This window comes from Sulfitobacter faviae (assembly GCF_029870955.1).
Taxonomy (GTDB): Bacteria; Pseudomonadota; Alphaproteobacteria; order Rhodobacterales; family Rhodobacteraceae; genus Sulfitobacter; species Sulfitobacter faviae.
In genome coordinates this window covers 40,108-53,016 of record NZ_PGFQ01000002.1, presented here as the reverse complement: position 1 = coordinate 53,016, position 12,909 = coordinate 40,108, and the positions used below count along the sequence as shown (strand labels likewise).

Annotated in this window: 12 protein-coding genes and 2 pseudogenes; 4 read left to right on the top strand and 10 right to left on the bottom strand. The window is 64.2% G+C overall.

Going from position 1 to position 12,909, the window contains the following annotated elements:
- Nucleotides 1-100 precede the first annotated feature (100 nt).
- The 3 genes and pseudogenes from CUR85_RS16805 to CUR85_RS16795 all read left to right on the top strand — a co-directional run bounded on the left by CUR85_RS16805 (nt 101) and on the right by CUR85_RS16795 (nt 2,944).
- Nucleotides 101-1,083, top strand: a pseudogene (locus CUR85_RS16805) (TRAP transporter substrate-binding protein).
- A gap of 66 nt (nt 1,084-1,149) precedes the next feature.
- Nucleotides 1,150-1,668 carry a TRAP transporter small permease gene (locus tag CUR85_RS16800; protein ID WP_067266504.1) on the top strand — a complete coding sequence of 173 codons (519 nt, stop codon included), beginning with the start codon at nt 1,150-1,152 and terminating at the stop codon, nt 1,666-1,668.
- Nucleotides 1,661-2,944 carry a TRAP transporter large permease gene (locus CUR85_RS16795; RefSeq protein ID WP_067266506.1) on the top strand — a complete coding sequence of 428 codons (1,284 nt, stop codon included), beginning with the start codon at nt 1,661-1,663 and terminating at the stop codon, nt 2,942-2,944. The genes CUR85_RS16800 and CUR85_RS16795 overlap by 8 nt, the downstream gene beginning before the upstream one ends.
- Nucleotides 2,945-3,011: 67 nt before the next feature.
- Here CUR85_RS16795 and CUR85_RS16790 read toward each other — a convergent pair.
- Nucleotides 3,012-4,507, bottom strand: a pseudogene (locus tag CUR85_RS16790) (aldehyde dehydrogenase family protein).
- 158 nt (nt 4,508-4,665) lie between these two features.
- Between CUR85_RS16790 and CUR85_RS16785 the strand changes: the two are divergent.
- Nucleotides 4,666-5,559, top strand: a complete 894-nt coding sequence (locus CUR85_RS16785) for an NAD(P)-dependent oxidoreductase (protein ID WP_269451600.1) — start codon at nt 4,666-4,668, stop codon at nt 5,557-5,559.
- 10 nt (nt 5,560-5,569) lie between these two features.
- Here the strand turns inward: CUR85_RS16785 and CUR85_RS16780 are convergent, their stop codons facing one another.
- From CUR85_RS16780 to CUR85_RS16740, 9 genes are all read right to left on the bottom strand, one after another.
- Nucleotides 5,570-6,208: an SDR family NAD(P)-dependent oxidoreductase gene (locus CUR85_RS16780; protein ID WP_280322916.1), complete on the bottom strand. Its 639-nt coding sequence runs from the start codon at nt 6,206-6,208 to the stop codon at nt 5,570-5,572.
- A gap of 82 nt (nt 6,209-6,290) precedes the next feature.
- A complete protein-coding gene (locus CUR85_RS16775) occupies nt 6,291-7,073 on the bottom strand; it encodes a cyclase family protein (RefSeq protein ID WP_067266514.1) in 783 nt (260 codons plus the stop codon).
- Between the two features lie 84 nt (nt 7,074-7,157).
- Entirely contained in the window at nt 7,158-8,315 is a 1,158-nt protein-coding gene (locus tag CUR85_RS16770; RefSeq protein ID WP_280322915.1) for an SDR family NAD(P)-dependent oxidoreductase, read from the bottom strand.
- Entirely contained in the window at nt 8,312-9,481 is a 1,170-nt protein-coding gene (locus CUR85_RS16765) for a thiolase family protein (RefSeq protein WP_067266520.1), read from the bottom strand. The genes CUR85_RS16770 and CUR85_RS16765 overlap by 4 nt, the downstream gene beginning before the upstream one ends.
- Nucleotides 9,478-10,161, bottom strand: coding sequence for an AMP-binding enzyme (locus CUR85_RS16760; protein WP_280322914.1), 684 nt, complete (start codon nt 10,159-10,161; stop codon nt 9,478-9,480). Before CUR85_RS16760 ends, CUR85_RS16765 begins: the two co-directional genes overlap by 4 nt.
- Entirely contained in the window at nt 10,151-11,101 is a 951-nt protein-coding gene (locus CUR85_RS16755; protein ID WP_280322913.1) for an AMP-binding protein, read from the bottom strand. Before CUR85_RS16755 ends, CUR85_RS16760 begins: the two co-directional genes overlap by 11 nt.
- Before the next feature lie 37 nt (nt 11,102-11,138).
- Entirely contained in the window at nt 11,139-11,576 is a 438-nt protein-coding gene (locus CUR85_RS16750; protein WP_280322911.1) for an aromatic-ring-hydroxylating dioxygenase subunit beta, read from the bottom strand.
- Nucleotides 11,573-12,151: an SRPBCC family protein gene (locus tag CUR85_RS16745; protein ID WP_280322910.1), complete on the bottom strand. Its 579-nt coding sequence runs from the start codon at nt 12,149-12,151 to the stop codon at nt 11,573-11,575. The genes CUR85_RS16750 and CUR85_RS16745 overlap by 4 nt, the downstream gene beginning before the upstream one ends.
- Nucleotides 12,079-12,906 carry a Rieske 2Fe-2S domain-containing protein gene (locus CUR85_RS16740; protein ID WP_280322909.1) on the bottom strand — a complete coding sequence of 276 codons (828 nt, stop codon included), beginning with the start codon at nt 12,904-12,906 and terminating at the stop codon, nt 12,079-12,081. The genes CUR85_RS16745 and CUR85_RS16740 overlap by 73 nt, the downstream gene beginning before the upstream one ends.
- Nucleotides 12,907-12,909: the final 3 nt, after the last annotated feature.

The following is a 12,909-nucleotide window of genomic DNA, read 5'->3' as shown; positions in this document are numbered from 1 at the left end:
GATTCATTGTCCACAAAGCGCCCCACCCCCATTGCCATTCTGAACATCCGCCGCTAGCAGTTTTCGTGACCTTGTTAATAAGATCGCTGGAGGATACAAAATGTTCAAAATCACCAAGCCCACCGCAATTTTCGCCACTTTGGGCGCGCTCACCGGAGGAGCCCTGAGCGCCGAGACCGAAGTCAAGATCGGCTACGCCCTTGCCCCGACAGCCACTACGGCGTCGCGGCGCAGAAGTGGCAAAAGGTCGTCGAGGCCGAGACCGACGGCAAGTTCAGCTTCCGCCATTTCCCCTCCTCCGGTCTGGGCGGTGAGCGCGAGGTCGTCGAAGGCCTGCAACTGGGCACCGTCGAGGCGACCATCGTCTCCACCGGCACGCTGAGCAACTTCGTCCCCGCCACCGGTGTGACCGACATCCCCTTCCTGTTCCGCAGCCTCGACCACGCGCGCCGCGTGCTTGACGGGCCGATCGGTCAGGACATCTTGGCTGAGTTCGACGGCGCGGGCATGGTGGCCTTGGCTTGGGGCGAACAGGGTTTCCGCCACATCACCAACAACCGCAACGCCATTGAGACACCCGAAGACATCGCGGGCATGAAGCTGCGCACCATGGAAAACCCGGTGCACCTCGAAGCCTTCAACGCCGCTGGTGCCGCCCCCACGCCGATGGCCTGGCCCGAGGTGATCAGCTCGCTGCAACAGGGCACCATCGACGGGCAAGAAAATCCGCTCTCGGTGATCGTCTCCGTGAAGCTCGACGAGGTGCAGAAGTACCTGACCCTCTCGGGCCACGTCTATTCGCCCGCCATGCTGCTGGTCTCCAAACCCTTCTGGGAGGGTCTGTCTGATGAAGACAAAGCCGCCTTCGAGAAAGGCGCGACCGAGGCCGTCTCCGCCATGCGCGCCTTCGTCGATGACGTGGAGCAAAGCGGTGTCGAGACGCTGAAAGAGCGCGGCATGGAAGTGAACGAACTGAGCGAAGAGCAGAAGGCCGCTTTCCGCGCCTCCATCGAGAGCGCCTATGAGGGGTACTACGAGACCTACGGCAAAGAGCTGATCGACCAGATCGCCGCGACCGAGTAAGCGCCGCGACGGAAAGACGGACGGCCGGGAGCAGTGCTTCCGGCCGTTTTGCACGGGAGGGAAACCATGCGCAGATTGGAACAGCTATTCGTCAAGGTGAACGCCGCCGTGGTGATCGCCTGTTTGACGGGGATGGTCTTGGTCGTGGGGGCCAATGTCGCCCTGCGGTTCAGCACCAACCATTCGCTGTCGTGGTCCGATGAATCCGCCCGTTACCTGATGATTTGGATGGCCTTTCTGGGGGCTGGCCTTGCCCTGCGGCAGGGCGGCCATGTGGCCATCACCAATCTGCATGATGTGATGAACACGCGGATGCAGCGCATCCTGCGCGGGGTCATCATTTTGATTTTGCTGTTCTTCTTTGCCTTCATGGTCAAAGTCGGCTGGGACTATATGCAGCGCGCACAGTATCAGATGACCCCGGCGATGCGCCTGTCGTTCCGCTATGTCTATGCCGCCATGCCGGTCGGATTCACGCTGCTGATCGTACATCTGTTGCTGATCGCACGGCCCTTCATCATGGCGGGCCGCTATCACCAGCCCGAAGGTCAGACCGAAAACATGCCGGGAGCCGCCAATGGCTGAGATCCTCTTCATCTCGCTTTTCGTGCTCATGGTGCTGGGGCTGCCCGTCGCCTTTGCCATGGCCATTTCCGTCTTTGCCGCCATCGGTCTGGGCAGTTCCTACCCGCAGATCGTGGTGGTGAAGGAGATGTTCTCGGGCCTCGACAGTTTTCCACTGCTGGCCGTGCCCTTCTTCATCCTCGCCGCCGAGATCATGACCGGCGGGGCGATCACCCACACGCTTTTGCGTTTCGCGGCGCAATTCGTGGGCCATCTGCGCGGGGGGCTGGGCTATGCCAATGTGATCTCTTCGACCATGTTCGCAGGCATCTCCGGCTCGGCCCTGGCCGATGCGGCGGGCCCCGGCGCGATGATGATCCGCATGATGGAGAAAGGCGGCTACGACCGCTCCTACGCCGGGGCGTTAACGATCTCTTCCGCCGTGGTGGGGCCGATCATCCCGCCTTCGATCGTGATGATTATCTATGCCTTGCAGGATCAGGAAGTCTCGGTCGGGTCCCTGTTCATGGCGGGTGTCATTCCGGGGCTGCTGCTCGCCGGAGGGAGCCTTGCGGCCAACGGTTGGGTCAGTTGGAAACGCGATTACCGCAGCGATGAGGCCCGGCCCGAGCGTGCGCAGATGTGGCGCAACAGCCTGATGGCGCTGCCCGCGCTTGGGCTGATCGTGCTGATCGTTGGCGGTATCCGGGGTGGCATTTTCACCCCGACCGAAGCGTCGGTCATCGCCGTGTTCTATGCGCTGTTTTGCGGGTTCTTCGTCTACCGCGCTTTGCGCCTGCGCGATTTGCCGGGGTTGATCCTACGCGCGGCGCTGATCTCATCCGCGGTGTTGCTGATCCTTGGGGCCGCGCGGGCTTTCGCATGGGTCTTGGTGATCGAAGGCGTGCCGCAGTTTCTGGCCGAGACGATCATCGCGTGGGAGCTTTCGCCGATCCTGTTTCTCTTGGCGGTCAATGTGCTGTTGCTGCTCTTCGGCCTCTTCATGGATCCGCTGCCGGGGGTGATGATCCTCGTCCCGATCCTCGCGCCGATCAGTCACGCGCTCGGCATCGCGCCGGATCATTTTGCCATCGTGGTGATCGTGAATCTGACGCTGGGGCTGACGACGCCGCCGGTGGGGAGCCTGATCTTCGTGGTCTCCTCGGCGGTGAACCTGAAGCCCGCCGCACTGATCCGCGAGATGCCGCCGTTCTTTTTGGCGAATTTCGTCGTGTTGATGTTGCTGACGTTTGTGCCAGCTTTGAGCACTTGGCTACCGAGCATCAGCGGCTTCTAACTAGGTTCCGCCCGGCTAAAAGCCGGGCAGCACCACCCCGCGGGCCGGCGCTGCCCTCAGCGTTCAATCACTCCGTCTGAATCCAAACCGCCTTGGTATCCAGATACGCCTGCAGGTGCTCCACGCCACCCTCCTTGCCGTAGCCCGACATCTTCAGCCCGCCAAAGGGCACCGCCGGGTCGATCGCGTGGTACATGTTCACCCAGACCGATCCGGCCTTCAGCTTCTTCACCGACCGATGCGCCACCCCGAGATCGCGGGTGAAGATCCCGCCGCCAGCCCGTAGGGCGTGGCATTGGCGCGGGTCACGACCTCCTCCATCGTGTCGAAGGGCAGGACCGAGATCACGGGGCCGAAAATCTCCTCCCGCGCGATGGTCATCTCGTCTTTCACATCGGCAAAGATCACCGGTTCGAGGAAGTTGCCGCCCGCGTAGCCCGCCCCCTCGGGCCGACCACCGCCGGTGACCAGCCGCGCGCCCTCGGCCTCGCCCTTGGCGATATAGTCTTCGACCTTCTCGGTCTGCACGGCATTGATGAGCGGGCCGAGATCGGTGCCTTCGTCAAGGCCATGCCCGATCCTCAGCCCCCGCGCGAAGGCGGTGAGCTTCTCGATAAACTCATCCTGAATCTCCCGCGCCACGAAGAGCCGCGAGCCCGCGATGCAGATCTGGCCCGAATGCGCATAGACCGCCATCGCCGCCACCGGCACCGCCTTGTCGAGGTCGGCATCCTTGCAGATGATCAGCGGCGACTTGCCCCCAAGTTCCAACGTGATCCGCTTGAGGTTCTCCACCCCGGCCCGGGCGATGGTCTTGCCGGTCGCGGTCGAGCCGGTGAAGACCACCTTGTTCACGTCCGGATGCTCGGCCAGCCGCGCCCCGGCCTCGCGGCCCGTGCCGGTGACCACATTGACCACGCCATCTGGCACGCCCGCCTCTTGCATTAGCCGCGCGATCATCAAGGGCGTCAGCGGCGCATCTTCGGAGGGTTTCAGAACCACGGTGCAGCCGGTGGCCAGCGCCGGGGCGATTTTCCAGATCGAGGCGGCGGTCGGGGCGTTCCACGGGATGATCGCGCCCACCACGCCGACCGGCTCGCGGGTGGTGAAGGACAGCATAGACTGCGAGATCGAGTTTTCGATCACGTCACCATGCAGCGCCACCGCCTGACCTGCGTAGAAGCGCAGCATCCCGATCACCCGCCGCTTATTCCCGAGCGTCCGTGCCAGCGGCAGCCCCATGTCGGCGGTGTCGGAGACACAGAGCTTCTCCCAATCTCGCTCCATCACATCGGCGATGCGCAACAGCACCTCCTGCCGGTCGTAGGGGGTGAAGGTGGACCAGACGCCTTCGAAGGCCCGGCGCGCGGCATCCACGGCCAGATCGACATCCCGCGCCCCGCCGCGCGGCACTTCCGCCAGCTTGCGGCCAGAGGCGGGATCTTTCACCTCGATCACCGCGCCGGAGTACGCGGGCACGTCCTGACCGTCGATGAACATCGGGCAGAACTGCCCGTGGTAAAGCGTTTCGGCAATCTGGTGGGGGTCGCGGGTCAAAGTCATTTCAGCCTCATTCCATTAATGCGCCATTCCTATCAATCGAATTGTCGGTTTCAAATATACAAAGCCCTGTTTGACCAAGAAAATCCGGCCCTGCCGCGTTGCACCGTGCCGGGCGGATCGCTAGAACTTTCCCCAAGGGAACCGCCGCAAGTGTGGCGGTGGCAAGCGAAGGAAAATCCATGAAAATCGGTATGATCGGTGTCGGCCTGATGGGCCACGGAATTGCCCGCAACGTGATGCGGCGCGGGGGTTTTGCGCTTGGCTATTTCGACCACCCCGGCAACCAGCCGACCGATGAGTTGGACGGGCTGGGGGCCACCGCCTTTGACAGTCTGAGCGATCTGGCGGCCGCATCCGACGTGATCATCCTCTGCGTTACCGGCTCGCCGCAGGTCGAAGGGATCCTGACCGGAGAGGGCGGCGTCATCGTGGGGTTGAAGCCGGGTGCTGTGGTCGTCGATTGCTCGACCTCCCTGCCCGCCTCGACGTTGAAGATGGCCGAGGCGGTCAAGGCGGCGGGGGGCGATTTTGTCGATGCGCCGATGACCCGCACCGCGCAGTTTGCCCATGAGGGCAAGCTGAACCTGCTCGTCGGCGGTGACGCGGCCACGGTCGAAAAGGTCTCTCCGGTGCTCGCCGCCTTCACCGAAGAGGTCAAACATGTGGGCGCGGTCAGCGCGGGCCATCGGCTGAAACTGCTGCACAACTATGTCTCGGTCGGCTTCATGTCCCTGCTGGCCGAGGCGGCTGCGCAATCGGCAGATGCGGGGATCGATCCGCAGAGTTTCGTGGATGTCTTGGCGGGCGGCGGCGGTGCCAGTGTCGCGCTTGATCGGCTGTCGCCCTTCATCACCAGCGGCGACCGCGAGGCGCTGCCCTTCGCGATCAGCAATGCGCTGAAGGATTTCGACTATTACCGCCAGATGTCCGCCCAAGCGGGCGCGCAGGTCGAGATTGCCGATGGGGTCTATCGCGCCCTATCCCAAGTCGTCGAAAAGGGCGCGGGCGATGCCTATGTCCCTGAATTGGTGCAACATTTCCGCAAGGGTTAAGCTTGAGGGGTCAGAGCGTCAGCGTCCCGATGCTCGACCCGCCGCAGACGAAGAGCGTCTGGCCGGTGACGAAACTATTGGCCGGATCGCAGAAGAAGAGGAAGGCGTTGGTCACGTCCTCCACCTGCCCCAACCGCCCCACGGGGATGCGCTTGGCCAGCGCCGCTTCGCGTTCGCTTTCTTTCGGGATGATGCCCCAAAAGTTATCCGTCTGCACCGGGCCGGGGGCCACCACATTGACGGTGATGCCATGCGGCGCAAGCTCCAGCGCCCAAGTGCGCGCCATGCCGATCATCCCCGCTTTAGAGGCTGAATAGGCCGTACGCGTCGGCGCACCCAAGGCGGCGCGAGAGGCGTTGAACATCACCCGGCCAAAGCCGCCTTCTTTCATCGCGGGCAGGAAGGCTTGCAGCAGTGTCAGGGCCGAACCGAGGTGCAGTTGGGCAAGGCCGGTGATGTCTTCGGGCTTGGCCTCCTCAACCAGATTGGGCCAGATCAGCCCCGCGTTATGCACCAGATGGGTCACCTCATGGCGCGCGGCGATATCCGTAGCAACGGCGGCGACGGAGGCGGGGTCGAGCAGGTCGGCTTCGATATGCTCGCAGCCTTCCGCCTCCCATTCCGACTTGCCTCGGGCGATCGAGATCACGCGATAGCCGCGTTCCAGCAGGCGCTGCGCCAGATCGGCGCCGATGCCCTTGCTGCCCCGGTGATGACGGCGGTGTATTCGGTCATACTCTTTCTCCCGGTATCAGCGCCAGTACCCGCAAGGGGCTGCCGGTGCCGCCTTTGATCTTAAGCGGCGGTGCGATCAGCATGGCCCCGGTGGGCGGCAGTTGGTCGAGGTTGCACAGGCATTGCAGCCCATATTTCCCCGCCCCATGCAGCAGGTAATGCGCCGGGAAGGGCGGGTCGTAATGCATCCCCTGCCCCGCGTCGGTGCCGACCGTTTCCGTGCCAAAGCCGCGAATGCCGCGCTCTAGCAGCAGTTCGATGGCGGCGGGGGTGGGGCCGGGCGAATGGGCGCCATCTTCGCGCATGTTGAGGTAATCCGCGCCGCTGCGTTTCGACCAATCGGTGCGCATCAACACCCAAACGTCGGCGGGGATCGGCCCGTGCTGGGCCTCCCAATCGCGGATGATCTCGGGCGTCAGCTCAAAGTCGTCGTTCTGCGCCGCCCCCGCCGAGCAGTCGACCACCACGACAGGGCCGATGAAGGCTTCGGGCGGGATTTCATCCACCGCGCCATGGGCCACGTCCTTGCCCGAGACCCAGTGAATGGGCGCATCGAAATGGGTGCCGGTGTGTTCGTTCAGCGTGAGGTTATGCCACTTCCACGCCGGTCCACGGTGATCATAGGCCGAAACCTCCTCCATCCGGAACCGCGCACATTGGCCGAACTCTGGCGGCAGGACGATGACCGGGAAGTCCGGGTCGAGCCGATGGGTCAGATCGACGACCTTTGCCGCACCGCTTGCCAGTGCTTCGGCCAGTGTCGTAATTGCATCGCTCATGCGCCGCCCCCCGCGTTTCGCGTTCCATCAAGGCCGGATCGTCCAGCCAGCGGGCCAGCGCATCTTTGGCCACGTCACCGCAGGCTACCTCTTCCAACCCATCGACCAGCCCGCGAACCACTGTCCGCGCCAGCGCGCGGGGGCGACTTTGGGCGGCGGCAGAGGTTGGTGCCATTCGTCATCAACGGGGCCGGTGTAGACATTCATCACCCGCAGCCCCGATCCGGCAAATTCCGCCCGCATCGTCTGGCTGAGCGACCGCGCCGCCGCTTGTGAGGCATCGAAACCGCCGAAACCCGCCTCGGGTGCCAAGGCCCCGACCGACAAGAGATTGACCCAAGCCACCGCCGAGTTCACCCCATCTGCCGTGCGCGCGGCCATCGCGGGGCCAAAGCCCTGCGCCAATCGCATCAGGCCCAGCACATTGGTCTCCATCCCCTCGCGGGCAAAGATCGTGTCACTGCCCAGCACCCCGCCGGGGCGGATGAATTGGGCGGTGTTGATCAGGATGTCGACCTTGCCACCGATCTCTGCCGCGAGGCGCGAGACGGAGGCCCCATCGGTGACATCAAGCGGCATGAGGCTGACGCTCTCCATCCCCTCGAAGGCCGCGCGGCCTTCCCACCGGCGCCAATGTTCCGGCTCGCCCAGGAATATCTCCGCCGCGCCAGCGCTCAAAAGCGCTTGGGCCAGCGCCAGGGCCAAGGGCGAACGGGCATCGGTGATCAACACCCGCCGATGTTTCGGATCGCTCGACATTTCGCGCAGCATTGGATCGTCTTGCATCAATTCGCTTCCCTCTCGCGGCAGGGCCACCATGACCCCCTGCCCGGCCCGGTCCAGTTTCAACGCCAGCCGCACCGCATCACCGCGCCCGACTTCGCCATGCAAATGGCACACCGCCACCGGCCCCGCGGCCAGTTGCACCGTGCCGATGCGCCAGGGCAGCCGCTCGCGAAAATACGGGTCGGGCGAGACGCGGATCGTGGTTTCGGCCAAGACCTCGCCCGCGCGGTCCGTCTCGCGCCAATCCAGCGCGACGGACAGGCATTTGCAGCAGGCATCGCGCGGGGGGTATTGCACCGCCCCACAATCGGCGCAGTGTTGCAAGGCGAAGGTGCCGCGCCCGGCGGCGATGGCAAGGCCGAGGGCCGCGCGCGACCGCTGCGCGGGCGGCAGCGTCGGCACCCTGCTGCGCTTTTGCGGGTTCTTCTTTCGGGGCGGGGTCAGTGGGTCAGTCATGGCGCGCCCCCTTCGATGATCGCCGCGGCAGAACAGACGCCCCGGTCATAGTTGATCATACCAAAGCCCGAGACCAAGGCCCGCCGGGCGTTGGCCACCTGTGTGCCCTCGGCCTGACCGGTCACCTGCCGGATCGCCTCGACCAGCCCCAGATAGCCGCCCGCGGCCCCGGCTTGGCCGACCGACAACTGCCCGCCCGAGGTGTTGTGGGGGAAATCGCCGTGGATCGTCAGATCCCGCCGCCGGGCAAAGGCGGCCCCCTCCCCCTTGGCGCAGAACCCGAGGTCTTCGAACTGCATCATGGAGATCACTGGGTAGTCGTCATAGGTTTGCAGCAGATCGACCCCCTCCGGCCCATGGCCCGCCATCTCGTAGAGCTCACCGATATCCACGCCCCAGCCGCCGCGCAGTTGCATCGGGTCTTCGGGGTAGGCGTTGTGCCCCTCGATGGTGCCGCTGATCCGCGCGAAGGGCAGGTCGCGGCGCAGGGCCTCATCCTCGCGCATGACCAAAAACGCCTCGGCCCCGGCGCAGGGCATGACGCAGTCGAACAGCGCGATGGGGTCTGAGATCATGCGCGCATTCAGGTATTGGTCAAGCGTCAGCGGGGTTTTCATCAGCGCATCGGGATAGCAAAGCGCATTGGCGCGTTGCGCCACGGCAATTTGGCCAAAGTCCTCTCGCGTGGCGCCGTATTCCTGCATGTAGCGGTCCATCAGCAGGGCGAAACTCGCGTTCGGGCCGCCGAAACCATAGGGAAAGGTTGCGTCCATCGAAAAGCGCGAAAAGCCGCTGAGCAGGCTGCGAAAGCTGTCGATCCGGTTCGCGTCCCCCGCCACGCAGGCCACCAGATCCACGTCGCCCGCCTGCACCGCCCGCGCCGCGCGGCGCAGCGCGATGAGCCCGCTGGCCCCGCCCGTCGGCACGGTATCAAGCCAACGCGGGCTGAGCCCCAAATGCTGGGTCAGCCCGACCGGCGTGTCCGGCGCAAGCGAGAAGCTGGAGACCGAGAACCCGTCCAGTTCGCCCGGCGCGATCCCCGCCTTGCCCAGCATCGCGCGCAGCGCGCGGGCGATCCACCAATGGGCGGTCTCATTGCTGTAGCGGGCATAGGGCACCGAGGTGGGCGCCGCGAGGACGACGCCGTCATAGCCCCTGCGCCTCATGCCGCCGTCCGTTTCTTTAGCCCGCGCAGGTCTTGCGTGGCGGGATCGTCCAGCAGGTCGGCGGCCAGCGTTTTCAACACCCCGCGTTGGAGTTTCTGCGTCGCCGTCAGCGGCAGCGCCTCAACAAAGGCGATGAAGCCGGGGGCTTTGTAATAGGCAAGTTGGGTCAGGCACCATTCGGTGATTTCACGGGCCAAGACGGCAGGGTCAGCACCGGCGTCCTTTGGCACGATACAGGCGAAAACCTCATCCCCGCGCACCGCGTCAGGCACGGCGGCCACGGCGGCGCTGGCCACGGCGGGGTGGCGCATCAGGGTCGATTCCACCTCGACCGCCGCGATGTTCTCGCCCGAGCGGCGGATCACGTTTTTCTTGCGGTCGACGAAATACATCGCACCATCCGGCGCGCGGCGCACGATGTCGCCGGTGTGGAACCAACCGCCCGCCCAAACCTCATCCGTGGCCTCGGCATTTTTGAAGTAGCCCGCAAAGAACCCGCGCCGGGGTTCGGCACCGGCGCGGCGCACCAGCAATTCGCCTTGATCGGCCTCTTGCCCGGCATCGTCGAGCAGCCGGACCTCCAGCCCCCTTCGGGCGCGCCGAGGCAGCTTTCGCCCACGCGGCGCGGTTCGCGGTTGGCGCAGATCACGGCCCCCGCGCCGGTTTCGGTCATGGCCCAAGCCTCGACCAATGGAAAACCGAAACGCGCCTCGAAGGCGGCGTGCAGTTTCGGGTCCACCCCGCGCCGAAGCCAAAGCGCACGGCATGGTCGCGGTCGGCTTCGCTTGCTTCGGCCCCCATGAGCATCGAGGGCATCACGCCAAGGTAGTGCAGACAGGTCGCCCCCGAGGCCCGGACCGAGGCCCACCAGCTGCGGGGGTGGAAGCGGTCGAGCGCGGTCAGGCAGCCGCCCACGGCGATCATCGCCATGAAGGAATAGGCCATCGCGTTCATGTGAAAGATCGGCAGCGGCGTGATCATCCGCTCGCCGTCTTGCGAGAGGGCGCAAAGCCCGCCGGTGTCAGCGTACCACCGCCCGGCGTCGAGGAAATAGGTGTTCGTCAGGATGCAGCCCTTGGGCTGGCCGGTGGTGCCTGAGGTGTAGAGCAATGCGGCCTCGGCCTCCTCTGCCCCGCCTTGCCGTGTCGCGATGGTCTCACGCGTTGCGGGCGCGGGCAAGGGATCCCCCGGTGCGATCACCGGCATGTCGCGCCCCGCTTGCCGTGCCGCCGCGCGCAGATCCTCACCCCGCGCGGGGATCGCCACGGCCAAGACCGGCTCGGCATGGTCGATCATATAGCTCAGCTCTGCCGCGCGCAGATCGGGGTTCACCGGCACGACCGACAGTCCCAGACCGTTCAGCGCCAGCCACCAGAGGAAGAAGACCGGGCGGTTCTCCATCAGCAGCATGACACGTTGGCCGGGCAGATAACCCGCCGCCGAAATGCGCTTGCGCAGGGCGGCAACCTCGCGCGCGGCTTCGGCATAACTCACCTCCCCCGCCGCGATGCCGTAGATATCCGCCGTTTCCGGCAGGACATTCAGAAAGCCCCGTTCGGGGTGCCGCGCGGCGGTGTCTTCAAAGGCCGCGTGGACCGTTCCAGTCTCTGCCCCGATCATGGCAGCAACTGGATGTTGCGGAAGGCCGCGTCGCAATTCACGATATCGACCCGTTTGTTGGCGATGCGGAGCCGCCCTCGACCAGCGCCAACTCATGCCGCGCGGTGACGGCGAGCAATTGCTGCTTGTCCAAACGGGTTTCGACGTAATGCATGAAGGTGGTCGTGACGAAACGCCCTGCCTCCGTGTCCATCTCATCCACGAAAGGGCGCTGGATCACATGGTGGCAGCGGCTTTTGGGTTTCTGGCTGAAGGTGCGCGCGCCGTTCAGACGTTCGACGCGCAGCTTGAGCATGAACATATCCTCATACATCAACGAGGTCTCGTTGATCGGGTCTTTTTGCTGATAGTCCAACGGCATCCAATAATGCCCATCCGGCAGCCAGAGGTTGAGCCATTCGGTATAGCGCCCCTCGTCCAACATGCGGACTTCACCATAGATGAAGTCGATCAGGCTTTCGCGCGTCACAGTCATTCCGCCGCCTCCGTCTTTTGGCCCATGGTCATGAACTTGACCCACGCGTGGAATTGGTTGCGCATCTGGCGTTCGGTTGTGCCGTTCTCGACTGCTTCGACCTCGAAGTCTTCGTCCTCTTCGATCAGGCGCTGGATGTTCACCCATTCCAGCCCGTCGACCATCAGCCCTTCCTGCGCGCGCTCGTACATCTCCAGATCGTCATGGCCGACGATGGAGGTGGGCGCGTTGATCATGCGGTTGTACATCGCGGTGCGTGCGGTCAGCTCATCGGGCGCGTCGACGAGGCGGTAGATGTAGCTTTCCACCACGGTCCGGTCGGCGGCGATGGGGATGAAGACCCGCAATTGCTGGATCGGCCCCTTGATCATGATGTTGGGGAAATAGACCGTGTTGTGGCGGTTCTCATCGAGGATCGCCTTGGCCTTCTCCTCTCCATAGCTGTCGCAGAGCGCTTCGAAATAACCGGGGATGGCGGAATAATCCGAGTGGATAGAGTGGTTTACGCCAGTGTGCCCATGCCCGTTGGGCCATGTGCGGATGCCCATGCCTTCGAAGAAATCGTAAGGCGACATGAAGGGGGCGATGATCTCCATCGCGGGGGTTTAGGCGCGTCCTCGGGCAGGCCCAGTTCTTCGTAGAGCTTCACCGCTGTCCCGGCAGAGCTTTCATGCGCCACCATCGGGTGACAGGTGTCGGTCTGGTTTTCGACCAGCATCTTCCAGTTGCAATGATGCATGTAGCGCAGCGGCGGGCCGACCACTTCGAGCCGTCCGGCGGGGGAGCGGTCAACCATATTGTCGAGCGAGGACAGGCTTTCGCCAAAGAACTCTTCAAAGCTCATACCCTCTTCGGCCAGCCGCGCAAAGATGAAGCCGCGGTAGTTTTTCACATCGCCGACGCTGCGCATCCCCTTGCCGCTGTCGGTCTCTTCCAGCCCGGTGTTCTGGTAGCCCTTCTTAAGCGGGATCGCCAAGAGGCAGCCATCGGTCTTGAAGCTCCATGCGTGATAGGGGCAGCGGAAGAATTTGCCGGTGTTGCCCTGCCGGTCGATCACGATCTTGGTGCCTTTGTGGGGGCAGCGGTTCAGCAGGACATGGATGTCGCCCGTGGAATGGCGCACCTGAATGACGGGCTGGGTGCCGATATGGGTGCTGAAATAATCGCCCTTGTTCGGGGTCTGGCTTTCATGGCCGACAAAGACCCAGGCATTGGCGAAGAGATGCTTCATCTCCTGCTGGAACACCTCTGGGTCGGTGTAGATATCGCGGTGCACCTGATGTGGCTGCACGAGGGCGGCCAAGGCCGCCGGGCTGTCGTAACGTCCCATGAG